Annotated in this window: 23 protein-coding genes; 7 read left to right on the top strand and 16 right to left on the bottom strand. The window is 64.6% G+C overall.

All coding sequences use genetic code 11. The features are described 5' to 3' along the window. Positions 1–94: 94 nt before the first annotated feature. From J2X53_RS00270 to ilvD, 4 genes are all read right to left on the bottom strand, one after another. Positions 95–469 carry a hypothetical protein gene (locus J2X53_RS00270; protein ID WP_349035495.1) on the bottom strand — a complete coding sequence of 125 codons (375 nt, stop codon included), beginning with the start codon at positions 467–469 and terminating at the stop codon, positions 95–97. 22 nt (positions 470–491) lie between these two features. Then, a complete protein-coding gene (locus J2X53_RS00265; protein ID WP_349035494.1) occupies positions 492–1265 on the bottom strand; it encodes a DUF6478 family protein in 774 nt (257 codons plus the stop codon). A gap of 132 nt (positions 1266–1397) precedes the next feature. Further along, a complete protein-coding gene (locus J2X53_RS00260; protein ID WP_349035493.1) occupies positions 1398–1973 on the bottom strand; it encodes a cation transport ATPase in 576 nt (191 codons plus the stop codon). Next, positions 1954–3696 carry a dihydroxy-acid dehydratase gene (gene ilvD, locus J2X53_RS00255; protein WP_349035492.1) on the bottom strand — a complete coding sequence of 581 codons (1743 nt, stop codon included), beginning with the start codon at positions 3694–3696 and terminating at the stop codon, positions 1954–1956. Before ilvD ends, J2X53_RS00260 begins: the two co-directional genes overlap by 20 nt. A 337-nt stretch (positions 3697–4033) precedes the next feature. Between ilvD and J2X53_RS00250 the strand changes: the two genes are divergently transcribed. From J2X53_RS00250 to J2X53_RS00235, 4 genes are all read left to right on the top strand, one after another. Continuing rightward, positions 4034–4753: a heparan-alpha-glucosaminide N-acetyltransferase gene (locus tag J2X53_RS00250; RefSeq protein ID WP_349035491.1), complete on the top strand. Its 720-nt coding sequence runs from the start codon at positions 4034–4036 to the stop codon at positions 4751–4753. A 7-nt stretch (positions 4754–4760) separates the two neighbouring features. Further along, positions 4761–5627 (top strand): peptidoglycan DD-metalloendopeptidase family protein, encoded by an 867-nt coding sequence (locus tag J2X53_RS00245; RefSeq protein WP_349035490.1) that lies wholly within the window; start codon positions 4761–4763, stop codon positions 5625–5627. A 151-nt stretch (positions 5628–5778) separates the two neighbouring features. Further along, positions 5779–6708: an acetyl-CoA carboxylase, carboxyltransferase subunit beta gene (gene accD, locus J2X53_RS00240; protein ID WP_349035489.1), complete on the top strand. Its 930-nt coding sequence runs from the start codon at positions 5779–5781 to the stop codon at positions 6706–6708. Positions 6709–6743: 35 nt separating this feature from the next. Next, the gene (locus J2X53_RS00235) at positions 6744–7982 is read left to right on the top strand and encodes a folylpolyglutamate synthase/dihydrofolate synthase family protein (protein WP_349036263.1); all 1239 of its coding nucleotides are present in this window, start codon (positions 6744–6746) and stop codon (positions 7980–7982) included. Here the strand turns inward: J2X53_RS00235 and J2X53_RS00230 are convergent. Both J2X53_RS00230 and J2X53_RS00225 read right to left on the bottom strand, forming a co-directional pair. Beyond that, positions 7979–8611: a TetR/AcrR family transcriptional regulator gene (locus tag J2X53_RS00230; protein ID WP_349036262.1), complete on the bottom strand. Its 633-nt coding sequence runs from the start codon at positions 8609–8611 to the stop codon at positions 7979–7981. The genes J2X53_RS00235 and J2X53_RS00230 overlap by 4 nt on opposite strands. A 66-nt stretch (positions 8612–8677) precedes the next feature. Next, a complete protein-coding gene (locus J2X53_RS00225; protein WP_349035488.1) occupies positions 8678–8848 on the bottom strand; it encodes a hypothetical protein in 171 nt (56 codons plus the stop codon). 152 nt (positions 8849–9000) lie between these two features. Between J2X53_RS00225 and mbfA the strand changes: the two genes are divergently transcribed. Further along, positions 9001–9978 carry an iron exporter MbfA gene (gene mbfA / locus J2X53_RS00220; protein WP_349035487.1) on the top strand — a complete coding sequence of 326 codons (978 nt, stop codon included), beginning with the start codon at positions 9001–9003 and terminating at the stop codon, positions 9976–9978. Between the two features lie 111 nt (positions 9979–10089). Here mbfA and J2X53_RS00215 read toward each other — a convergent pair whose 3' ends face one another. Further along, positions 10090–10992, bottom strand: a complete 903-nt coding sequence (locus J2X53_RS00215; protein ID WP_349036261.1) for a rhodanese-related sulfurtransferase — start codon at positions 10990–10992, stop codon at positions 10090–10092. Between the two features lie 120 nt (positions 10993–11112). On the opposite strand from J2X53_RS00215, the gene pncA reads away from it, so the two are divergent. Continuing rightward, complete coding sequence (gene pncA / locus J2X53_RS00210) at positions 11113–11721, top strand: bifunctional nicotinamidase/pyrazinamidase (protein ID WP_349035486.1); 609 nt, start codon at positions 11113–11115, stop codon at positions 11719–11721. Between the two features lie 72 nt (positions 11722–11793). Continuing rightward, positions 11794–13086, top strand: a complete 1293-nt coding sequence (gene pncB, locus J2X53_RS00205) for a nicotinate phosphoribosyltransferase (RefSeq protein ID WP_349035485.1) — start codon at positions 11794–11796, stop codon at positions 13084–13086. A 12-nt stretch (positions 13087–13098) separates the two neighbouring features. On the opposite strand, the gene J2X53_RS00200 is transcribed toward pncB, so the two are convergent. From J2X53_RS00200 to J2X53_RS00160, 9 genes are all read right to left on the bottom strand, one after another. Continuing rightward, positions 13099–14577 carry an inorganic phosphate transporter gene (locus tag J2X53_RS00200; RefSeq protein WP_349035484.1) on the bottom strand — a complete coding sequence of 493 codons (1479 nt, stop codon included), beginning with the start codon at positions 14575–14577 and terminating at the stop codon, positions 13099–13101. An 85-nt stretch (positions 14578–14662) separates the two neighbouring features. Continuing rightward, positions 14663–15574, bottom strand: coding sequence for a phosphotransferase (locus tag J2X53_RS00195; protein WP_349035483.1), 912 nt, complete (start codon positions 15572–15574; stop codon positions 14663–14665). Further along, positions 15571–16836 carry an aminotransferase class III-fold pyridoxal phosphate-dependent enzyme gene (locus tag J2X53_RS00190; protein ID WP_349035482.1) on the bottom strand — a complete coding sequence of 422 codons (1266 nt, stop codon included), beginning with the start codon at positions 16834–16836 and terminating at the stop codon, positions 15571–15573. The genes J2X53_RS00195 and J2X53_RS00190 overlap by 4 nt, the downstream gene beginning before the upstream one ends. Then, positions 16829–17254, bottom strand: a complete 426-nt coding sequence (gene arfB / locus J2X53_RS00185) for an alternative ribosome rescue aminoacyl-tRNA hydrolase ArfB (RefSeq protein WP_349035481.1) — start codon at positions 17252–17254, stop codon at positions 16829–16831. Before arfB ends, J2X53_RS00190 begins: the two co-directional genes overlap by 8 nt. A 405-nt stretch (positions 17255–17659) precedes the next feature. Next, positions 17660–18283 (bottom strand): queuosine precursor transporter, encoded by a 624-nt coding sequence (locus tag J2X53_RS00180; RefSeq protein ID WP_349035480.1) that lies wholly within the window; start codon positions 18281–18283, stop codon positions 17660–17662. Between the two features lie 85 nt (positions 18284–18368). Beyond that, positions 18369–19310, bottom strand: a complete 942-nt coding sequence (locus J2X53_RS00175; RefSeq protein ID WP_349035479.1) for an esterase-like activity of phytase family protein — start codon at positions 19308–19310, stop codon at positions 18369–18371. After that, positions 19283–20188, bottom strand: coding sequence for a penicillin-insensitive murein endopeptidase (mepA, locus tag J2X53_RS00170; protein ID WP_349035478.1), 906 nt, complete (start codon positions 20186–20188; stop codon positions 19283–19285). Before mepA ends, J2X53_RS00175 begins: the two co-directional genes overlap by 28 nt. Then, positions 20185–21516 carry an MFS transporter gene (locus J2X53_RS00165; protein WP_349035477.1) on the bottom strand — a complete coding sequence of 444 codons (1332 nt, stop codon included), beginning with the start codon at positions 21514–21516 and terminating at the stop codon, positions 20185–20187. Before J2X53_RS00165 ends, mepA begins: the two co-directional genes overlap by 4 nt. 90 nt (positions 21517–21606) lie before the next feature. Further along, on the bottom strand, positions 21607–22152 hold the full coding sequence (locus J2X53_RS00160; RefSeq protein WP_349035476.1) for an acyl-CoA thioesterase: 546 nt from the start codon (positions 22150–22152) through the stop codon (positions 21607–21609). Positions 22153–22164: the final 12 nt, after the last annotated feature.

Raw genomic sequence — 22164 nt, 5'->3', positions numbered from 1 at the left:
CCACAGGCAGAGTCGCGCCCTTCGCGCGACGGGGGCGGAACGCCCCTTACCGGAGGGATCGCGGCGCAAGCCGCGGCCCGGCAGATCGCGTCACCTACCCCGCCGTCTCCAGACAATGCCGCCGGAACGCGCGTTTGAGCATGTCCAGCTCTTGCCGCAACAGATCCACCTCGGCGCGCATGTCATCTTCCATCGCGACCCCGGTGATGATGGTGAAATGCGCCAGTGTCTCGTCGCTGCCCGCTTCGCGGATCAGAAAGGTCTGCACCCCGTCGGTCAGCACGTCCGCCGGGATCGGCACCCGCACCGCCCATTCGCCAACCCGGCCCGCAACCGGCTCGGCCACCACACCGGCGATGGGCCGTTCCAGCAGCATCACTTCCAGCTGCGGCGGGGCGTCAATGCCGCTCAGAACACCTTCCCAGATTCCGGCGCGGATACGGGTTTTGGTCAGCCGTTTCTCGATCATCCCTGCCTCACAGTTCCGCACATTAAAGTTCAGCACGGGGGCGGCGGCTGAACGTCACATCGCGCAGGATGATCTGGTTCATCTCCGGCCCTTCAAAGATCAGATCCACCCAAAGCCGTTCGACCCGCTTTTCGTTGATCTTGGTATAGGCAAGGTCGAATTCCACCATCACCTCTTCATCCCCCAGCGGCAGCTCGCGCACGATCTGTTCGACATTCGGCCCATGCTTGATGTTGAGCCGCGCGAAAATCTCCAACGGCTTTTCCATCTCGACGATCACGTCCAGCCGAATCAGATGCCGCAGCTTCAACCCCGCCGCCGCCTCGGGCGGCAGGTCCATCACCAGACTCAGGAACGAGCCGTCAAAGCGGAACACGTCCATCCGGAAACCGAACGGTGCCAGATCAGACTGCCGCGTGTTGCGGATCTGGCGCACGGTCAGCTCACTATGGCGGCAGTCGTGAAACACCGTCGCCCCCTCGCAGACCAGCGCCCGCCCCGGAACCGACGAAAACCCCGGCACCGGGATCGGCCCGCGCCACAGGGTCGGCCGCCACGACCAGTCGGTGCCCAGCGGGCGGCGCATGGCGTTTGACCCGATCACCGGCAGCGCCAGACGATGCTCTGCCACATGAATCACCCGGTCCAGATGCCGGCGGATCGAGCGCGCGCGCGCCCGCAAAGCACTCAGCGTTTCCAGATCCAGACTGGTCGCGCGCTCGGCCAATGCGCCCCAGCGGCGCTGCACCCGTCGTTGCAACACCCGATCAAGAAACGCATCAAACCTGCCTGCCATATGCTTTTCCGCAACTCTACCCGGTACTCAGCGCCGATTGTCCACGACGAGGAAACGATTCCCTTTATTGCCGGAAAAATCTTAAGACTCCACAGCGATTGCAGAAACTTCGCAGGCCCACAGCTTTTCGCCTCAGCGATTGGCCCGGCGCAGCGCTTTTGCGGTGCTTTCCACCAGCTTGCGGCTTTCCGCCTCGTCCAGATCAGGGCCCGAGACCTTGACGCTGACCGTGCGGCCGTTCATCGCCGTCATCCCGCGCCAATAGACGCCTTCGCCCCGGTCCGACACGCGGAACAGGAACAGATCCCCCACACTCAGCGCCGAGGTTACCGACACATCTGCCGCACGTCCGCGCTTGCTCAGCGACTTGCGCCCGGCGTCAGAGGCGAAGAACGCCGCCATCTCCTGCCCGCCTGCCGCCATCGCCGCCCCGCTTCCCGCCCGGCCAAAGGTGACAAAGATCACCGCAGGCGAGGCCGCAGCCTGATCGGTGCAGCGGCCCAGCAGAACCGCCACCGCGCCACCCGTCTGGCTCAGGGTCGCCGGATCCGGGCAATAGCCTGCCGGACCCTGCACCGTGATGTCCTGCGCGCTCAGCACCACGGCCTTGGGCAGCGGTGTCTCGGCCATGCCGGCGCAGGGCTGGCCAATCGCCAGCCCCAAAACCAGCCCCGGTGCCAGAACCAGCTTACTGGTCCATATAGACATGCTTCTCCGCCTTGGCCCCCGGATGGGTCACCGCTCCCCAGCGCGCACCGCCCACCAGTTTGGCGTATTTGTACAGCGCCCCGGTGGCATATTGCGTCTCACGCGGGCCTTTCCATTCGGCCTTGCGGGCTGCGAGTTCCTCATCGGTCAAAGCCACCGACAACTCGCCGGTCAGTGCGTTCAGCGTGATCACATCGCCGGTCTTGAGCAGCGCAATCGGCCCGCCATGCGCGGCCTCTGGCCCAACATGGCCGACGCAGAAGCCGCGCGTGGCCCCCGAGAACCGGCCATCGGTGATCAGCGCCACCTTCTTGCCCATGCCCTGCCCCGACAGCGCGGCGGTGGTCGACAGCATCTCACGCATCCCTGGCCCGCCTGCAGGGCCCTCATTGCGGATCACGATGACATCGCCTTCGCTGTAGGCGCGGTTTTTCACCGCCTCGAACGCGTCTTCCTCGCATTCGAACACCCGCGCGGGGCCGGTAAACACCTGCTCGGCCTCTGACATGCCCGCGACCTTGACGATGGCGCCATCGGGGGCAAGGTTGCCCTTCAGCCCGACCACACCACCGGTTTTGGTGATCGGGGTCCCGATGGAATAGATCACCCGGCCATCGGCATCGCCGACGATTTCATCCAGCGACTCGCCGATGGTCTTGCCGCTGGCGGTGATGCAGTCTTCGTGCATCAGACCCAGTTTCATCAGTTCTTTCATCACGATCGGCACGCCGCCAACCTCGTACAGATCCTTGGCCACATATTTGCCGCCCGGACGCAGATCGACGAAATAGGGCGTGTCGCGCATGATGTCGGCCACGTCGAACAGGTCAAAATCAATCCCCGCCTCATGCGCAATCGCGGGCAGGTGCAACGCGCCGTTGGTCGACCCGCCGGTGCAGGCCACAACCCGCGCCGCATTCTCCAGCGATTTGCGCGTGACAATATCACGGGCGCGGATGTTCTTTTCGATCAGGTTCATCACGGCAACGCCAGACGCCTCGCCATACTGATCGCGCGACTCATACGGCGCAGGCGCGCCGGACGAGTTCAGCAGCGCAAGGCCGATGGCTTCCGACACGCAGGCCATGGTGTTGGCGGTATATTGCGCGCCACAGGCCCCCGAGGACGGGCAGGCCACCCGCTCCATGATCTCCAGCTCGGCCGCCGACAGCGTGCCGGCCTGATTCTTGCCGACCGCCTCGAACATATCCTGCACGGTGATGTCCTGGCCCTTGTAGCGGCCCGGCAGGATCGACCCGCCATAGATGAACACCGACGGCACGTTCAGCCGCACCATCGCCATCATCATCCCCGGCAGCGACTTGTCGCAGCCGGCCAGACCCACCAGCGCGTCATAGCAATGCCCGCGCATGGTCAACTCGACCGTATCGGCAATCGCATCGCGGCTGGCGAGCGACGAGCGCATGCCTTCATGCCCCATCGCAATGCCATCGGTCACGGTGATCGTGGTGAACTCTCGCGGGGTACCGCCACCCTTTTTCACGCCATGCTTCACGATCTGCGCCTGACGGTTCAGCGAGATGTTGCAGGGCGCCGCCTCGTTCCAGCAGGTGGCCACACCAACCCAAGGCTGGTGAATCTCTTCCTCGGTGATCCCCATGGCATAGAAATACGACCGGTGCGGCGCGCGCGCCGGGCCTTCGGTCACATGACGGCTGGGAAGTTTCGACTTGTCGAAACGCTGGTTCGTGGACATGGGCATCCTCCCGTATTGACTGGCTGGCATTGGGATAATGGGCGAACCCCCCGGGGGCAAGCCGCGAAAACAGCGGGCAAAGGGAATCCCCTAGCAGGAATGGCCAGGTCAGGCCCTCGCAACGCACGCCAACCACAAGCCGGACTTCACCCCGGACCCCCGGCGTATCAAACAGCAGGGTCGCGCCAACCGCCCCCCTTTATCTTGGCTAAAATATCCCACGGGGGTCCGGGGGTGTGAAACCCCCGGTCCGACATCGGCCACTGGCATTTCCATTTGCCATCATGGTGCCCCCCCACACCGCCCCTTCCCTCCGCCGCCCATTTGGCTACTGTGCCGCCCCATGACCCCACAGCGCATCCATGCCATCGACCTTGCCCGCACCCTCGCCCTGCTGGCGATGGCGGGGTATCACTTCACCTTTGATCTGATGCTCTTTGGCCATCTGTCCCCCGGCTATGTCTTTCAGGGCCCGTGGCCGCTGATCGCCCGCGCCATTGCCTCCACCTTCCTGTTTCTGGCGGGCGTCTCGCTCTGGCTCGCCCACGGCCACGGCATCCGCTGGACTGCGTTCTGGAAACGCTTTGCCATGGTGGCCGGTGCCGCCGCCCTCGTGACCATCGCCACCTATTACACCATGGGCGCGCAGTTCATCCGCTGGGGCATCCTGCATGCGATCGCGGCGGGCAGCCTGATCGGGCTGGCCTTCCTCCGCGCTCCGGTGATCCTCACAGTCGCCGCTGCCGCCGCCGCCTTCGCCGCGCCGCATCTGGGGCGCTCTGACCTCTTCAACGCCCCGCATTGGATCTGGCTTGGCCTCTCCACCGAGATCCCGCCGATGATGGACTATGAGCCGCTGCTGCCCTGGCTCTGCCCGGTCCTTCTGGGGCTCGCCACCGCAAAGCTGATGACCCGCGCCGGGGCGTGGGAAACCCTGCGCCGCTGGCAACCCGGCCCCGTCGGCCGCGCGGCGCTGTGGCCCGGCAAACACAGCCTTGCGATTTACCTGATCCACCAGCCCGTGCTGTTCGGCGCGGTCTATGTCTTCACCCGCTACCTCTAGGGCCGCCATGCAACCGCTTCCCGACCAGCCCGACCTCTACGCCGCCCTGCGCGCCAGCAAAGCCGCCCCGGAAGACCTGCCCGCCCTGATCGCCGCCAGCCCGGCCCCAGTGGCCGCGCGCCTGCGCGCCGCCGATCAGGGCCTGCTGCGCGCCATCCTGCGCGCGGGCCTTGGCCAATCCGAAATCGCCACCGCCCCCCACATCATCGCCCACCTGCAATCCCTGAAACCCGAATCCCTGTTCCGCCCCGATGTCGCCAGCAGCCGCACGCTTGCCTTGCTGACCAATGGCGAACACCCGGGCATGCCCGCCTTTTCCGACCGCGCCTTTGATGCATGGCTCAAAGCCCAAAACGTCCCCTACGGCATCGGCACCTATGGCGAGGATCGTTCGGTCTACCGCACCGCCCAATTCGCCGATGCCATCAGTCCGGAGCGTCGCACCCGGCACCTCGGCATCGACGTGTTCGCCCCCGCAGGAACCCCGCTTTACGCCCCCCTGCCGGGCCGCGTCCTGCACCTGACCTACAACGCCGACCCGCTGGATTATGGCCACACGCTGATTCTGGAACATCGGGCCGAAGCCACACCGTTCTACACCCTCTACGGCCATCTGGCGGGCACGCTGCCCGCGCTGCTGCGCCCGGGCGCAGAGGTCACAGCGGGTCAGCACATCGCCGATCTTGGCGACTGGCACGAAAACGGCGGCTGGGCGCCGCATGTCCATTTCCAGATCATGACCGATATGCTGGACCAGAGGGCTGGCAATTTTTACGGCGTCGGCCACAGCAGCCTGTGGGATGTCTGGCAAGCCATCTGCCCCGATCCCAACCTGATCCTGCGCCTGTCCGAAAGCGCCTTCACCCTGCCCTGACGGCCCAAAAGCCCTGCGCGCACACGTCATGACGCAAGCCATACGCCGACCATACCCCCGCCAGACGCGATCCCTACGCCGCTGCCGATTGCAAATCCCGCCCCGGCGCTCTATCTGAATGCAAAGACCGGCACCCGAAAGGCCCGCCCGCATGAACTGGATTTCGAACTACGTCCGCCCGAAAATCAACTCGCTCTTCTCGCGCCGGGAAGTGCCCGAAAACCTGTGGACGAAGTGCTCTGAGTGCGGAACGATGCTGTTCCACCGTGAGCTGGCGGAAAATCTCAACGTCTGCTCCAACTGCGATCACCATATGGCGATCAGCCCGCGGGATCGGTTCAAGTCCTTGTTTGACACAGGTATTTTTACCGAGGTGAAGGTGCCGGAGGTGGTGGTCGACCCGCTGCACTTCAAGGACCAAAAGAAATACCCCGACCGCCTGAAAGCCGCACAAAAGACGACGGGCGAGAAAGAGGCGATGCTGGTCGCCGAGGGCGAGATGGGCCGCACGCCGGTGGTGGCCGTGGCGCAGGATTTCAGCTTCATGGCCGGATCCATGGGCATGTATGTCGGCAACGCCATCCTGGCCGCCGCCGAACGCGCGGTAAAGCTCAAACGCCCCCTCATCCTGTTCTCCGCCGCAGGCGGTGCCCGCATGCAGGAAGGCATCCTGTCGCTGATGCAGATGCCGCGAACAACCGTTGCAGTTCAAATGCTTAAAGAGGCGCGTCTGCCTTACGTCGTGGTGCTGACCCACCCCACAACGGGCGGCGTCACCGCATCCTATGCCATGCTGGGCGATGTGCATATTTCCGAACCCAACGCGCTGATCTGTTTTGCCGGACCGCGGGTAATCGAGCAAACCATCCGCGAAAAGCTGCCCGAAGGCTTCCAGCGCGCCGAGTACCTGCTGGACCACGGCATGCTTGACCGGGTGACGCACCGCAAGCAGATGCGCGATGAGCTGATCACGATCCTGCGCATGCTGACCGGCCAACCCCCTGCTATCAAAGGCGATTTGCCCGCCCCAACTCCGGTACCCGAACCCACGCCGGTGCCCCCGGCCCCCGCCGCAGGCTGATCTTGACCACCGGTTCCGACGCGATCCTTGACCGGATGATGACCTTGCACCCCAAGGTCATCGACCTGACGCTGGACCGCATGCACCGCCTGCTCGCCGCCCTTGGCAACCCCGAACGCCATCTGCCCCCGGTGATCCACATCGCCGGCACCAACGGCAAGGGCAGCACGCAAGCGATGATCCGCGCCGGGCTGGAGGCATCGGGGGCGACGGTCCACGCCTATACCTCGCCGCATCTGGCGCGGTTTCACGAGCGGATCCGGCTGGCGGGTGATCTGATCAGCGAACCGGCGCTGACCGCGCTGCTGGATGAATGCGTGCAGGCCAACGGCCCGGACTCCATCACTTTTTTTGAAATCACCACCGCTGCTGCCCTGCTGGCCTTCGCCCGCACCCCGGCGGATTTCACGCTGCTGGAGGTGGGTCTTGGCGGGCGGCTGGATGCGACAAATGTGGTGGACAGCCCGCGCCTGACCATCATCACCCCGGTCAGCATCGACCATCAGCAATATCTGGGCGAGACCCTGCCGGAAATCGCAGGCGAAAAGGCGGGCATCATCAAACGCGGGGTGCCGGTGATCGTCGGCCCGCAAAGCCCCGACGGGCTGGCGGTAATCGAAGCGCGGGCCGCCCGCATGGGCGCGCCGGTCTTCGCCTATGGCCAGCACTGGCATGTGAGCGAAGACCGTAACCGGCTGATCTTTCAGGACGAGTCCGGCCTGCTGGACCTGCCGCTGCCCAACCTGCCCGGCCCGCATCAGGTGCAGAACGCCGGAGCCGCCATCGCCGCCCTGCGCGCGCTTGGCCGGGACGAGGCCGCGTGCGAGGCCGCCGTCACCCGTGCCCAATGGCCCGCCCGCATGCAGCGCCTGCGCCATGGCCCGCTGGCAGACAGCGCCTCGCAGGTCGAGCTTTGGCTCGACGGTGGCCACAACCCGGCGGGGGGAGAGGCGATCGCCGCCACCCTCGCCCGGATGCCCAAGCGCCCGACCTTCCTGATCTGCGGCATGCTGAACACCAAGGACGTGACCGGCTACATGCGCCCGCTGGCCGCCCACGCCACAAGGCTCTATGCGGTCTCTATTCCGGGCGAAAAAAACACGCTGCCAGCAGAAGCCACCCGCGACGCCGCACTCTCGGCCAACCTGCCCGCGACAGCAGCCGCCTCGGTCGCTGAGGCGCTGATGGCCATCACCGCCACAGAGCCAACTGCCCGCGTCCTGATCTGCGGCTCGCTCTATCTGGCCGGGGCGATCCTGCGCGAGAATGGCTAAGCCTTTGGCGGCGCCCGATAGCGCGCCATGAACATCTCGACCGCGCCATGTACTGACCGCCTCACCCGGTCGTCATTCACCTGATGATCCATGCGGAACATGAGTTTTTCCAGCAGGGATGCCTTGCACAGCTGGATGAACTGCTCTGCCGCCAGATCCAGATCGTCGATCTGCAACGCCCCTGCCTGAACCAGCAGGTGCAGGTGATGGACCAGCCGGTCATGGACCAGCCCCGGCCCGTTGCGGTAAAAATCGCGCGCGAGTTCGGGAAAGCGCGCGCCTTCGCCAATAATCAGCCGACAGGCGTTCTGCCCGAAATCCGACATGATGAACCCGGCGATCCGCTCTCCGGCCAGGGTCAGCATCGCCTCGGCCGTCATCGACGGATCAATCTCTGCCTCGGCTTCCTGAGTCTGTCGCAGACATTCCTTTGCGCAGATTTCCCGGAATAACAGCTGCTTATCAGGGAAATAGGCGTAAAGCGTCGCCTTGCTGACCCCGGCCTCGCGGGCGATATCATCGACCGAGGCACCGTCAAACCCGTCGCGCAAAAAGATCGTGCGGGCGCCTTCCAGCACCTGATCAAATTTGCGCCCCCGGCGCACCCCCTGTTCCGTGACTTCGGCCATAGCCCCCCCGTTTTCCCGACCATAGGTCAGGTCGGCGCGCAACGGCAAGCCGCCCATCGGGTCAGATCACTTGCAGACGGCGGTTGTGGTTGATGGCGCGGCCTCACACCCCTTGGTCGAGCTGCTGGTCTGGTCGTCCTGTGGCCAGCTCAGGGTGGGAAGATCGACCACCACGCCAAAGGCAAAGGCAGGCGCGGCAGACAACGACAGGGCGAGGGCGAAGAGAACGGAACGCATGGCTGACTCCTGAAAGTGAACTTTTCGGTTCAGATTATATGAACTGATCGGTTTCTTAATTCAAGAGTTAAATGAACTATAAAGTTCATATTTGGACGTTGCATTTCATGCCAGCAAGATTACCTTAGAATCATTCCAAAAAGAGATTCCTTATGCTCTCAGCCCTCACCCAACGCCGCCGCTTCTCGGATCTGTCCGAACAAGAGGTGCTCGCTCTCGCGATTTCATCCGAAGAGGATGATGCCCGCATCTACCGCAGCTATGCCGAACGCCTGCGCAGCGCCTACGGGGCCACCGCAAAGGTCTTTGACGGCATGGCGGTCGAGGAAGACGACCACCGCCGCCGCCTGATCGACCTGCACCGCGCGCGCTTTGGTGAGGTGATCCCGCTGCTGCGCCGCGAGCATGTCGCGGGATTCTACGCACGCCGCCCGGTCTGGCTGGTGGAAAACCTGTCGCTCGACACCATCCGCGCCGAAGCAGAGGCGATGGAAAAGCAGGCCGAAGCGTTCTATCTGCGCGCCGCACAGGCCAGTGCCGACGCCGGAACCCGCAAACTGCTGGGCGATCTGGCAGCGGCCGAGGCGGGGCACAAGACCCGGGCCGAAGGCCTGACTGCCGAACATGTTGACCCCGACTCTGCGGATCAGGAAAACCGCGCCGCCAAGCGCCAGTTCATCCTCACCTGGGTGCAGCCGGGGCTGGCCGGGCTGATGGATGGCTCGGTCTCCACCCTTGCGCCGATCTTTGCCACCGCCTTCGCCACCCAGGACACCTGGACCACCTTTCTGGTCGGCACCGCTGCCAGCGTCGGCGCGGGCATCTCGATGGGCTTTACCGAAGCCGCGCATGACGATGGCGTGCTGTCGGGTCGCGGCAGCCCGTGGAAGCGGGGCGTTGCGTCAGGCGTGATGACCACCATCGGCGGGATGGGCCACGCCCTGCCCTATCTGATCCCCGAGTTCTGGACCGCGACCTCTGTTGCGATGATCGTGGTCTTTGTCGAGCTGTGGGCGATTGCGTGGATTCAGAACAAGTTCATGGAAACCCCGTTCCTGCGTGCCGCGATGCAGGTGGTTCTGGGCGGGGCGCTGGTCTTTGCGGCGGGTGTGCTGATCGGCGGGGGCTGACCGGGGGGGCCTGACCGGGGGGGGGCTGACCGGCAAAGTGTGTTTCCCCAGGCTGAGGTCGCAGGGGGGCGCTGCCCCCCTCACCCCCCGGAGTATTTCCAAAGCAGCAATTCAGCCGCCCAGATGCACGTCGCCCCGCGCTGCGGCAAGCTCCATCTGATGCTGGCGTTCGCGGAAGCGGGCCCGGTCTTCGGGCGCGTATTCATCGACGCAGGCGGCGCAGCAGACGCCCTTTTCATAGGCCGGATGCGCCCGCCCTTCTGGCGTGACCGGGCGGCGGCAGGCGCCGCAGCTTTCGTTCTGGCCCGGGATCAGACCATGGCCGACCGAGACGCGGGAATCGAACACATAGCATTCGCCCTGCCACAGGCTTTGCTCTGCCGGCACCTCTTCGAGGTATTTCAGGATGCCGCCCTTGAGGTGGAACACCTCTTCCACCCCTTGCGAGATCAGGTAATTGGTCGATTTTTCGCAGCGGATGCCGCCGGTGCAGAACATCGCGATCCGCTTGTTGTGAAAGCGGTCGCGGTTTTCCTCCCACCACTTCGGGAACTCGCGGAAACTGGCGGTGGCCGGGTCCACGGCGCCTTCAAAGGTGCCGATGGCCACCTCGTAATCATTGCGGGTGTCGATCACCGCCACATCGGGCTGGCGGATCAGATCGTTCCAGTCCGCCGCCGTGACATAGTGGCCAACCCGCGCCTTCGGGTCCACATCCGGCACGCCCATGGTCACGATCTCACGCTTCAGCCGCACCTTCATGCGGCCAAAGGGCATCGTCTCGGCGTGGCTTTCCTTCCACTCCAGATCGGCACACCCCGGCAGCGCGCGGATATGGGCAAGCACGGCGTCAATCCCGGTCCGCGATCCGGCAATGGTGCCGTTGATCCCCTCCTGCGCCAGCAGGAGCGAGCCTCGCACGCCTTGCGCGGCGCACAGATCCGCAAGCGGCCCGCGCAGGGCGGCCGGATCGGGAAAGCGGGTGAAATGATAGAGCGCGGCAATGGTCAGCATCTGCGCGGCATAAGACAAGCCCGGGCCCGGATCAAGCGTCAGGATGCCGCTGCGGCCACGGGCGATTGACAGCGCGCGGTCAATCCCTACCACTGAGGCGACCGCAAACCGGAGGCCCCCATGCGCCCAGCAACCGACGCCCTGATCGTGATCGACGTGCAGACTGATTTCTGCCCCGGTGGGGCGCTGGCTGTGACGGATGGCGATACGATTGTGCCCGGCCTCAACGCGCTGATGGCAGAGTTCGGCGCGGTGGTGCTGACGCAGGACTGGCACCCGCAGGGCCACGCGTCGTTTGCCGCCAACCATCCCGGTGCCGCGCCGTTCAGCCTGACCCAGATGCCCTATGGCCCACAGGTGCTGTGGCCGACCCATTGCGTGCAGGGCAGCGCCGGGGCCGCGTTTCACCCCGCGCTTGACACGTCCCGCGCCGATCTGATCCTGCGCAAGGGCTTTCGCCCCGCCATCGACAGCTATTCCGCGTTTTTCGAGAATGACCACAGCACGCAGACCGGGCTGGACGGCTATCTGCGCGACCGGGGCATCGCGACACTGGTGTTGGCGGGACTGGCGACCGATTATTGCGTGGCCTATTCCGCGCTGGATGCGGCCCGGCTGGGCTATGAGGTGACCGTGCGGCTGGACCTGAGCCGCGCCATCGACATGGATGGCAGCCTTGCCGCCATGCAGGCCAGAATGACCGCGGCAGGCATCCGGCTGCAGGGCTGATCAGCGCCGACAGAACTGGACAGCGCCCTGCGCAGTTGATTTAACGGCCCAAACGCCGCGCAGGAGCCGCCGATGGTCGATATTGCAACCCGTGTCTACAATCACAAGTGGAAGGTTGACACGATTGTCCGCTCGCTTCTGGACACTGATTTTTACAAATTGCTGATGTGTCAGTCGGTGTTTCGCAACAAACCCGACACCACCGTCACCTTCAGCCTGATCAACCGCACCAAAAGCATCCGTCTGGCCGAGTTGATCGACGAAGGCGAATTGCGCGAGCAGCTGGATCACATCCGCACCCTGCGCCTGTCGCGCGGCGAAAGCACGTTTCTGCGCGGCAACACATTCTACGGCAAACGCCAGATGTTCCGCCCCGATTTCATGGAATGGTTCGAGGGGCTGCAACTGCCGCCCTATCATCTGGAAAAGCACGACGGCCAGTATGAGCTGACGTTCGAGGGCAAATGGCCCGAGGTCATGATGTGGGAAATTCCCGCTCTGGCCGTGCTGATGGAGCTGCGCTCGCGCGCGGTGCTGCGGACCATGGGCCGGTTCGAGCTGCAGGTGCTTTATGCCCGCGCCATGACCAAGCTGTGGGAAAAGATTGAAAAACTGCGCCAGATCGACGGGCTGAAGCTGGCCGATTTCGGCACCCGCCGCCGGCATTCCTTTCTGTGGCAGGACTGGGCGGTGCAGGCGCTGAGCGAAGGGATGGAGGGCAAGTTCATCGGCACCTCGAACTGCCTGATCGCCATGCGCCGCGAGGTCGAGGCAATCGGCACCAATGCGCATGAATTGCCGATGGTCTATTCCGCCCTGGCCAATTCCGATGCCGAACTGGCGCAGGCGCCCTATCAGGTGCTGGCCGACTGGCACGAAGAGCATGACGGCAACCTGCGCATCATGCTGCCCGACACCTACGGCACCGAAGGCTTCCTTGCCCGGGCGCCGGAATGGCTGGCGAAATGGACCGGCATCCGCATCGACTCGGGCGATCCGGCGACCGGGGCGGAAACCGCGATCCGCTGGTGGCGGGCGCGCGGCGAAGACCCGCGCGAAAAGCTGGTGATCTTTTCCGACGGGCTGGATGTTGACAAGATCGCAGAGCTGCACACCCAGTTTGCGGGCCGGGTCAAGGTGTCGTTCGGATGGGGCACCATGCTGACCAACGACTTCCGCGGCCTTGCCCCGAATGACGGGCTGGCCCCGTTCAGCGTGGTCTGCAAGGCGATTGCCGCCAATGGCAGGCCCACGGTCAAACTGTCGGACAACCCGAACAAGGCGATGGGTCCGGCCGATGAAATTGTCCGCTACAAGCGGGTGTTTCAGGTGGGAGAACAGGCGGCGATGGATGTGGTTGTCTGAGACACCCCCCGCTCAGGACAGGGCTCTGAGCGCCATAAAGATCACGGCGGACATCCCCGCCGCCATCGGCACCGTGACCACCCAGGCCGCGCCGATGGTCAGGAAATGGGCCCGCCGTACCAGCTTGCGGCGACCGCGTTCCTCGGGTGCCACCGGCTTGCCCTTTTCGATCCCCAGCCGCCGCGCTTTGCGCTCGGCATGCCATTCGCGGTAAAAGCCGACCCCAAACACCGCCCCCACAGCAATATGCGTCGAACTTACCGGCAGGCCCAGAGCACTGGCCACAATCACCGTGATCGCGGCAGAGAGTGCCACGCAATAGGCGCGCATCGGGTTCAGCTTGGTGATCTCCCCCCCCACCATGCGGATCAGCTTTGGCCCGAACAGCACCAGACCAAAGGAAATGCCCGCCGCGCCGATGATCATCACCCACAGCGGAATCGTCACTTGCCCCCCAGCCCCGCCATCCTGCACCGCATGGGCAATCGCGGCCAAAGGCCCGACCGCATTGGCCACATCATTGGCTCCATGCGCAAAAGACAGCAGCGCCGCCGACACCACCAGCGGGATTCCGAACAGCTTCTTGAGCGATTTCTTGCGGTTTTCCAGCCCTTCGGACTGACGCCGCACCATGGGCCGCGACACAACGATGGTCAGCACCCCGATGCCCACCCCCAGCAGAAGGCCGGTCGTCAGGCTGATGTCGATCATCCGTTTCAGACCCTTCAACGCCAGATAGGCCGAGAACGCCCCGGCCATCACGCCGATCAGCACCGGCACCCACTTTCGAGCCGCGCCGATCTTGTCCGGCACATCGTTGATGAAACCCTTGATAAAGGCCAGAAACAGGGCGGCAATCATCCCCCCCAACAGCGGCGAGATCACCCAGCTGGCCGCAATCTGCCCCATCGTCGGCCAGTTCACCGCGCCAAAGCCTGCGGCTGTGATGCCCGCCCCCATCACGCCGCCCACGATCGAATGGGTGGTCGACACCGGCGCGCCGACCCAGGTCGCCAGGTTCAGCCACAAGGCCGCGGCCAGCAGCGACGACATCATCGCCCAGATGAAAATGTCGGGGTCAGCCACAGCCTCGGGCGACACGATCCCGCCCGAGATGGTGGACACCACATCGCCCCCGGCAATCAGCGCGCCAGCCGTCTCGAACACCGCCGCGATGATCAGCGCGCCCCCCATGGTCAGCGCATTGGCCCCGACCGCTGGCCCCATGTTGTTGGCCACATCATTGGCCCCGATGTTCAGCGCCATATAGGCCCCGAACGCCGCCGCCGTCACCAGAATGACGGTTGAAGACGAGCCCCCCGCCAGAATAATCGCTGCAACAGCACAGGTCAGAATGAACAGAATGCCCAGACTCAGCGCGATCATCGGGCGGCTGACATAGAGCAGCGCCTGTTCCAGCTGCACGATACGGCGCAGATCCTTGTCCAGTGTTTTCCACTGGTTGATCGGCGGGGTCGGCTGATCTGTCATGTCATGCGCCTGTTACCTCGGCGTTGCGCCTGCGTCACAATCGCGCTGACTATCCGTTCACAATCGGGCTGACAACCGATTCCGCCTACCCCACACAGCGACGGGCAAACATCAGCGCGCGGGCAATATGGCGGGCATGCACCGGATCGCCCGGCGGCAGGCGGGGGGCGGCCCAGCCCACCGAGGCCAGGGTGCGCGCCAGTGTAAAGGCATCAACCTGCCCGGCATCGCGCAGTCCGTAGCCCTCGCACAATGCAGCGCGAATTTCGGCATAGCCCGGCTCATACAGGTTTTGCGACAGCACCGTGCCCAGATCATAGATCCGGTAGCCAAAGCCCGAGTCATCAAAGTCGATCAAAGATAGTGAACCATCGTTCACAAAAATATTCTCCCGCAGCACATCGGCATGGATCAAACCGACAGCGCCCCGGTAATCTGCCAGTTGCCCCCCTAGCCACGCCCGTGCCTCGGCCAGCACTCCTGCCTCTGTCACCGTCAATGCCGGATGCTCCCAGAACCGGCCCCAGAACGGCGCGTCGCCCACCAGCCCGTCATGATCCCAGCGGGGGCGGGTGAACCAGCCGGGAAGACTTAGCCCATCCGTCGCCTTGTGCACCCGCGCCAGCAGCTGCCCCAGCGCGTGATGCTGCTTTGCCTGATCCGCGACCGACCCGCCCAACGGCACCCCGGCCTCGCCCAGCGGAGCCCCTTCGACCCACTCCACAACCGAGGCCATGCGCCCGCCAGACAGCTCCGCCAGAAACCCGCCCTCTGGCAGCGGCACCGCCGCAGGCACCGGCAGTCCCAGCCGCGCCAATTCGGCACACCACCACAGCTCTGACCGGATCGCCTCCGCCGACTGATAGCCGCGCCGATGCAACCGCAACGCCGCGCGCCGCCCACCCAGCGAAATCTCGTAAACCGCGTTTTCGCGCAGCCGCAACGGGCGAACGACGGCGCCGCCCCAAAGACCTGCCGCTTTGTCTGCGTCGGTCATGTGGCGTCCAATGCCGCTTGCAGCGCCTCGGCCAGCAGATCCGCCTCTGCCTGACCAAATACCAACGGCGGCCGGATCTTCAGTGTCGCCCCGCCGCGCCCCATCCGGTTCAGCAAAAACCCGCGCGCCACCATATCCTCCACCAGATCAGCGGCAAACTCCCCTGCCCCGTCGCCGCCAAACTCCAGCCCGAAGAACATCCCCACACCGCGCACGTTCACAATCCGCGCGTGGCGCAGCGCCCGCATCCGCTCCAGCAAATAGGCCGAGGTTGTGGCCGCCCGCGCCTGCAACCCCTCGTCCTCGATCACATCCAGTGTGGCCAGACAGGCCGCCGCCGACACCGGATTGCCGCCAAAGGTGTTGAAATAACCAAACGCCTCGCGAAACGCCGCCATCACCTCTGGCCGCGCAAGGCAGGCCGCCACCGGATGCCCGTTCGCCATCGGCTTGCCGACCGTCACCACATCGGGCGCAAAGCCCAGCCAGTCATGCCCCCAGAAATGGCTGCCCACCCGGCCAAATCCCGGCTGCACCTCATCACACAGGAGCAGCCCCCCGGCCTTGCGCACCACCGCCACCGTCGGGTCCAGAAACCCCGGCCCGACCGCTGGCAGCCCCTCATTGGCAAACACCGGGCACAGCATCAGCCCGGAAAAGCCAAACCCCGCCGCCTCCAGCTCGTCAATCGCCCGCGCCACATGCGCCGCAAAGGCCGCAGGCTGCGCCGCCGTGCTGCCCCCCAAGGGCGCAAGCGTGTCTGGCGATGGCACCAGCCGCACATTGGGCGCTCGGCCGCCAATCGGTGGCCGCCGGGTGGACAGCTGGCTCACCGCCGCCGTATTGCCGTGATAGGTGTTGTCGGTCGCGATGATGCCGGTCTTGCCGGTCACCGCCTGCGCCATGCGCAAGGCCAGATCATTCGCCTCCGACCCGGTGCAGACCATGATCGCCTGGCTGATCCCGTGCCCTAGGTGCCCGGTCAGCCGCTCGATGTAATCCAGCACCAGATCGTGATGATAGCGCGTATGGGTGTTCAGCACCGCCGCCTGCCGCGCAATCGCCGTGACCACGCGCGGGTGGCAGTGCCCGACATGGGCCACGTTGTTGTAGCAGTCCAGATAGCGCTTGCCTGCCGTATCCCACAGCCACACCCCCTGCGCGCGCACAATATGCACCGGCGTGCGGTAGAAGGTCGGCACGTTCGGCCCCATCAGCCGCGCCCGCCGCTGATCCATCGACTCGGGCATCGTCTCAGCCATCCTCACCCTCCACCCGGCCACGCCCGGCCTTTACGTCGCCGCGCACCGCCTTGGCCTTCAACCGGCGCAGGGTGCTGCCATAGGTCGGTTTCGTCGCGACCCGCCGCTTGGGTGCCACCAGCGCCGCCTTGATCATCTCCACCAGCCGCTCACGCGCCAGCTCGCGGTTGCGGGTCTGGCTGCGCGTCTCTTCGGCGCGGATCAGAATCGCTCCGTCCAGTGTCCAGCGTCGTCCGGCCAGCTTTTTCAGCCGCGCCTTGACCGGACCCGACAGATGCGGCGAGCGTTCGGCCTCGAACCGCAACTCCACTGCCGTCTCGACCTTGTTGACATTCTGCCCCCCCGGCCCTTGCGAGCGGGTAAAGTTTTCGCTCAGCTCCCAGTCCGCCAGCGAGAGTGTATCTGTGATCCGCAACATGCCCGCACCATAGCAAAGGCCCGCCGCAGCGAAAGCCCGATCCTTTTTCAGTCTGAAAATATCCCCGCGCGGCGCGCATATCCGAGGCGGCACGCAGGCGCCAACGAGATAAAAGCTTACACGCCTTGCGCGCTCAGTTTCACAACCGCGCAGACCGTCACACCGGCGTCAAAACGAGAAAGGATCGCCGGTGTGCGGCGACCCTTTCCGAGTTCAAGGAGATGGGCCAGTTAGGTAACCTGTCCCAATCAAAGGTTCGTTGACTAAGGGGTTGCCCCTAGAAAACACCCCCCATGACTGTCCCGACACGTCTCTCCAATATCACTCTAGACACTGGATCACCTCCTTTCAAATGTGTTGCCGATAGGGGTAGCCTGACACAGATTTTGTGCCTGTCAAATCCTTTTACGCAATCGGTGCGCTCAATTTTCTGACAATGAGGCGGAAAGGCAAAAGTGCCACCAAAGCGAGCAAAAGCTTTACCCCCCAGTCGGCAACGGCCATTGACACCCACAACGGCAGCACAGGACCAAAGCCCAACAGCGGCAGAACCTCATTGGCCCAGGATACATCATTGGCCGGTTCCAGCCCGGCAAGCGGGGTCGAGAACGCAATCGAAAAGAACAGCGCCGTATCGACCGACGACCCGATCAGCGTCGACACCAGCGGCGCGCGCCACCAGGCCCCGCTGCGAAAGCGGTCAAACACGGCCACGTCCAGCAGCTGCGCGGTGAGAAACGCCACACCAGAACCGATGGCAATCCGCCAGGTCACCAGCGGGCCAAACTCGCCCATGATCTGCGTGCCGATCAGCGAACAGGCGACGCCCACGGCAAAGCCGGTGAACACCACCCGCCGCGCCGCCTGTGCGCCATACAGCCGGTTGGTCAGGTCTGTCACCAGAAAGGCAAGCGGATAGGTAAAGGCACCCCAGGTCAGCCACTGGCCGAACAGAAACTGCACCAGAATATTCGAGGCCACGACAGTCGCGGCCATGGCAAGAATGCCAGGCAGAAGTTTTTGCATCATGTGATCCGTTTTTTATGCAAGGTCGCGGAGACTTGCCCCCCGTTGGGTTGGGGACGCGCTGCCCTAGTGCACCCCGCGCCGCCTGTCAATCCGCCAGCCGGTATTCCACGAGTTCCGTACGCAGCAGCGACAGGAAGTTGTCATCCGAAACCATCGTCAGCCGGATCGCCCCGCCGCCATCTTGCCAGACCGACAGCCCCTCAAGGTTGCCATGCTGCCCGGTCGATGTCTGCAGGTCCACCCGCTGGTCGGTCAGGCCCGATGCCGTGACCCGGAACGACCGCACCCGGCTGGCAAAGCCGGGAATGCCGTGAAACGACCGCTCGAGCACGTAAAGCCGCCCGTCCGGCCCGAAATCGGCCGAGACCGGCAAAAAGCCACCGTCCCGCGGCAGATCAAACGGCTGTGTCCATTTCCCCGCCGCAAAGCGCCAGACCGGAAAATCCCGACCGTCCGAATTGGCCTTCTGCCCGGTCAGCAGCCGGATCGGTTTGGCATAGGTCACCTCTTCGGGAATGGCGTAGAGCACCCCCTGCGCGTCAATGGCCAGCGCCTCCAGCGACGCATTGTGCGGGAAGCGTGCAAATTCGGGCGGGGTCGGCAGGTTTTCGGCCAGACCGTGAATGTCACGGTAACGCAGCACGCGTGTGACGCCCTCGAACGAGACATAGGTGGTCCCGTCCGCCGCCACGGCTATGCCCTCGCTGTCATTGCGTCCGGGGGCAAGCGGGGTGTCGGTGTTCGACTTCAGCCGCGTCACTGGCCCCGCCTCCAGTTCCGCGATTCTTCCCTCCGCCGTCCGGCGCAGTTGCCCCTGCACAAAAGCCCCGCGATCGTTCAGCGCGGTAAAGCGGGTGCCATCCGCCGACAGGTCAATCGCCGAAAACCCGCCAAAGCGTGCATCGGTCATCGACCAGCGAAATGCCCCGAGAAACCCCGGGGGCGGATTGGGGTCAGCGCTTCCTTGCAGCCCGAGGGCAACCACCAGCGCCGCCGCGATTACCGCGAGGCGAGAACGTCTTGGCATTGATTGGGCAGATCCGCCATGGTGAACTGGCGCGGATGGCGCGCGCGCGGCACATCCGGGTCAACTGGTTTTTTCGTCGTGCTCTTGGGCGGGTTCAGATAGTCGGTCACCCACCAGTTCAGCGTCTCGTCACAGCCATTGCCGCCCTTTGACAGCTCGTTCACGGTCGGGGTCTGGGTCACGCACAGCCGCGCCCCCTTTGGACACTTCAGCCGCACATGGAAATGGGTGTCATGCCCCGCCACCGGACGGATCTTTTGCAGCCATTTGGTATCGGCGCGCTTTGCCGTCTTGCACATCTCGATCTTGACCGCCGCCGCGACAAAGATCCGGTCCACACGCGGATCGAGCGCTGCCGCCCGCATCACCGCATGGTGCCGCGCTGTCCAGTTCCGGGTCACTGATTTCTGATTGGCAGAACGCACCGGGATCGACGAGATGTTTTCGCGCTCGCGCCGGGTCAGGTTCAGCCGGTCGGGCGGCAATTGCCAGATGTCCGCATCCAGCCCGATCTGATGGCTGGCATGCCCGCTGGTCATCGGCCCGCCGCGCGGCTGGCTGATATCCCCGATATACAGCCCCGCCCAGCCGATCTGCTGCGCGCTCCGGCTCAGATCGACCAAGAAACCGATCATCTCCGGATGGCCGAAATTCCGCCCCCGCGACAGGCGCATCGCCTGCCAGCTTGGCCCGCTTTCCGGCAATTCCACCAACCCTGCCGCACAACCCTTGGCATAGGATCCCACTGGCATCGGCTTTTGCTGGCTGGGGGCGGCATGCGCGCCAAACAGCTGATTGGCCAGCTGCTGCGCCTGCGCAACGCCGGGTATGACGGCGGGCAGGCACAAGGCTGCGGCCAGTATCAGGGGTCGGATCATGCGTACTCTCCCTCTGGTTTTACCCAGAATAGCAGGAACAACCCGATCAGGAACAGCACGATCAGCGGGGTCACGCCAAGTTGTTGGCTGCCGGTCAGATCGGTCACCACCCCGATCGACAAGGGCGCAATAAACGACGTGGCCTTGCCCGCCAGCGCATACATCCCGAACGCCTCGGTCATCCGCCCCGGCTCCGCCTGCCGCACCATCATCGTACGGCTTGACGATTGCAGCGACCCTCCGCCCGCGCCGATCAGCGCCCCGAGGATGTAAAACCCGACATCGGGCAACCTGCTGTCCGGCCCGACCGGCACGCCCAAAACGCTGTCGCGGCTGACAAACACCACCGCAACCGCCACCAGTGTCAGCAGCACCACGTTCAGGATGATCACCGGCTTTGGTCCGTAGCGGCTGTCCAGCTTGCCGCCGGCCCAGGCAAAGATCGCCCCGGTCAGCGCCGCGATGATGCCGAAAATCCCCACATTGGTCACCGACCACCCCAGCACCCCCGCCGCATAGATTCCGCCAAACACGTACATCCCGTTCAGCGCATCGCGGTAAAACATCGACGCGCCCAGATAGGCAAACAGGCTGCGCTGCCGCGGCAGGCGGGCGAGGGTCGATTTCAGCTCCGGCCAGGCAGCGCGCACGGCTTGCCGTATGCCCATCGCGTCGGCTTTTCGCGGTTCCTTCACCCACAGGAAAAACGGGATCATGAACACCGCATACCAGATCGCCACCAACGGCCCGACCGACCGCGTGCCTTCGCGCGTTTCCGGGTCCAGCCCGAAAACCGGCGGAATGCCCAGCAAGGTCCGCCCGGACCCGCCTTCGGCCAAGAGCAACAGCATGATGATAAGCGCGACAATCCCGCCCAGATAGCCAAAGGCCCAGCCATTGCCCGACACGCGGCCCAGATCGGCGCGCGGGCACAGATCGGGCAGCATGGCATTGGTGAAGGTGGTGGCAAACTCCATCCCGATCAGGCCGATGCAGAAAAACAGCATCACAAACCAGACGTTGAAATCAGCAGGCGCCGAATACCACAGCATCCAGGCCCCGATCACATACAGCGCCGAAAACAGCCAGATAAACGCCATCCGCCCGCCCGACTTGTCGGCCACCGCCCCCAGCAGCGGCGACAGCACCGCGATGATCAGCCCGGCCGTGCCGATGCCATAGCCCCAGATCGCCTGCGCCGCTGATCCGTCGCCGATCACCGACACCACATAAGGGCCAAAAATGAAGGTCAGCAACAAGGTGTTGTAGGGCTGACTGGCCCAGTCAAAAAAGTACCAGCCCCAGATCCGTTTGCTTGCCGCCGTCATCGCCGTCCCCCGCTGGCCCTTGTGGGCTTTGGCGGGATCAAGCCCGAAAAGGATGACGGGCGCAAGACGGGCCTGTGGCCGGGGCCTGCGCTATTGCATCGGCGGCCAGGGCCGCTCTGCATCGGCCGCGATCCACGCGGTCACCCAGTCGGGCAGCGGCGGGCTTTCCGGCGACAGACCGAACGCCCGCGCCATCTCGGCGGGCGGCACGATGCCGCCCTTGCCGCGCTCGCCCGCCCCGGTCACCGCCGAGCGGATCAGGATATGCGAGGTGCACTCGCCACGCCGCCACATCGACTGCTCCATGTACAGGAACCGCGCGTCCCAGCCGATGATCCGCGTCTGCATCTCCAGCCGGTGAAACATCTTGACCCGCTTGCGATAGCGCGTGGTGTTACCCGCCACCGCCAGCCCCCAGCCGCGCGCCTTCAGCACCTTGTGCAGCCCCATCCGCTGCCCCAGCGGAATCCGCCCCAGATCATACAGCGTGAGCGTGCGGCCGTTGTTCAGCTCCAGCCACGGGTCGATATCCCAGGGCCAGCAGATGTGGTGGCTGACATGCGTGTCAAAAAGCCCCAGCTTTGGCGCGTTGCGGAATTTGAACAATTCCTTGAACATTCGGGCATAAGGGTACATGCGCGGCCTATC

Origin of the sequence: Pseudotabrizicola sp. 4114 (assembly GCF_031457365.1) — a bacterium.
Classification (GTDB): domain Bacteria; phylum Pseudomonadota; class Alphaproteobacteria; order Rhodobacterales; family Rhodobacteraceae; genus Pseudotabrizicola.
Note: the sequence above shows the minus strand (reverse complement) of the source record. Positions and strands in the feature narration are given on the sequence as shown.

Bases quoted from the DNA above. Each gene is read 5' to 3' on its own strand.
- ilvD (WP_349035492.1), bottom strand. From the start codon at position 3,696: ATGCCCATGTCCACGAACCAGCGTTTCGACAAGTCGAAACTTCCCAGC.
- J2X53_RS00175 (WP_349035479.1), bottom strand. From the start codon at position 19,310: ATGCCAAGACGTTCTCGCCTCGCGGTAATCGCGGCGGCGCTGGTGGTT.
- J2X53_RS00250 (WP_349035491.1), top strand. From the start codon at position 4,034: ATGACCCCACAGCGCATCCATGCCATCGACCTTGCCCGCACCCTCGCC.
- J2X53_RS00160 (WP_349035476.1), bottom strand. From the start codon at position 22,152: ATGTACCCTTATGCCCGAATGTTCAAGGAATTGTTCAAATTCCGCAAC.
- mbfA (WP_349035487.1), top strand. From the start codon at position 9,001: ATGCTCTCAGCCCTCACCCAACGCCGCCGCTTCTCGGATCTGTCCGAA.
- J2X53_RS00265 (WP_349035494.1), bottom strand. From the start codon at position 1,265: ATGGCAGGCAGGTTTGATGCGTTTCTTGATCGGGTGTTGCAACGACGG.
- pncA (WP_349035486.1), top strand. From the start codon at position 11,113: ATGCGCCCAGCAACCGACGCCCTGATCGTGATCGACGTGCAGACTGAT.
- J2X53_RS00180 (WP_349035480.1), bottom strand. From the start codon at position 18,283: ATGATGCAAAAACTTCTGCCTGGCATTCTTGCCATGGCCGCGACTGTC.
- J2X53_RS00215 (WP_349036261.1), bottom strand. From the start codon at position 10,992: ATGCTGACCATTGCCGCGCTCTATCATTTCACCCGCTTTCCCGATCCG.
- J2X53_RS00200 (WP_349035484.1), bottom strand. From the start codon at position 14,577: ATGACAGATCAGCCGACCCCGCCGATCAACCAGTGGAAAACACTGGAC.
- mepA (WP_349035478.1), bottom strand. From the start codon at position 20,188: ATGATCCGACCCCTGATACTGGCCGCAGCCTTGTGCCTGCCCGCCGTC.
- J2X53_RS00235 (WP_349036263.1), top strand. From the start codon at position 6,744: ATGATGACCTTGCACCCCAAGGTCATCGACCTGACGCTGGACCGCATG.
- accD (WP_349035489.1), top strand. From the start codon at position 5,779: ATGAACTGGATTTCGAACTACGTCCGCCCGAAAATCAACTCGCTCTTC.
- J2X53_RS00230 (WP_349036262.1), bottom strand. From the start codon at position 8,611: ATGGCCGAAGTCACGGAACAGGGGGTGCGCCGGGGGCGCAAATTTGAT.
- J2X53_RS00260 (WP_349035493.1), bottom strand. From the start codon at position 1,973: ATGTCTATATGGACCAGTAAGCTGGTTCTGGCACCGGGGCTGGTTTTG.
- arfB (WP_349035481.1), bottom strand. From the start codon at position 17,254: ATGTTGCGGATCACAGATACACTCTCGCTGGCGGACTGGGAGCTGAGC.
- J2X53_RS00195 (WP_349035483.1), bottom strand. From the start codon at position 15,574: ATGACCGACGCAGACAAAGCGGCAGGTCTTTGGGGCGGCGCCGTCGTT.
- J2X53_RS00190 (WP_349035482.1), bottom strand. From the start codon at position 16,836: ATGGCTGAGACGATGCCCGAGTCGATGGATCAGCGGCGGGCGCGGCTG.
- J2X53_RS00165 (WP_349035477.1), bottom strand. From the start codon at position 21,516: ATGACGGCGGCAAGCAAACGGATCTGGGGCTGGTACTTTTTTGACTGG.
- J2X53_RS00245 (WP_349035490.1), top strand. From the start codon at position 4,761: ATGCAACCGCTTCCCGACCAGCCCGACCTCTACGCCGCCCTGCGCGCC.
- pncB (WP_349035485.1), top strand. From the start codon at position 11,794: ATGGTCGATATTGCAACCCGTGTCTACAATCACAAGTGGAAGGTTGAC.
- J2X53_RS00270 (WP_349035495.1), bottom strand. From the start codon at position 469: ATGATCGAGAAACGGCTGACCAAAACCCGTATCCGCGCCGGAATCTGG.
- J2X53_RS00225 (WP_349035488.1), bottom strand. From the start codon at position 8,848: ATGCGTTCCGTTCTCTTCGCCCTCGCCCTGTCGTTGTCTGCCGCGCCT.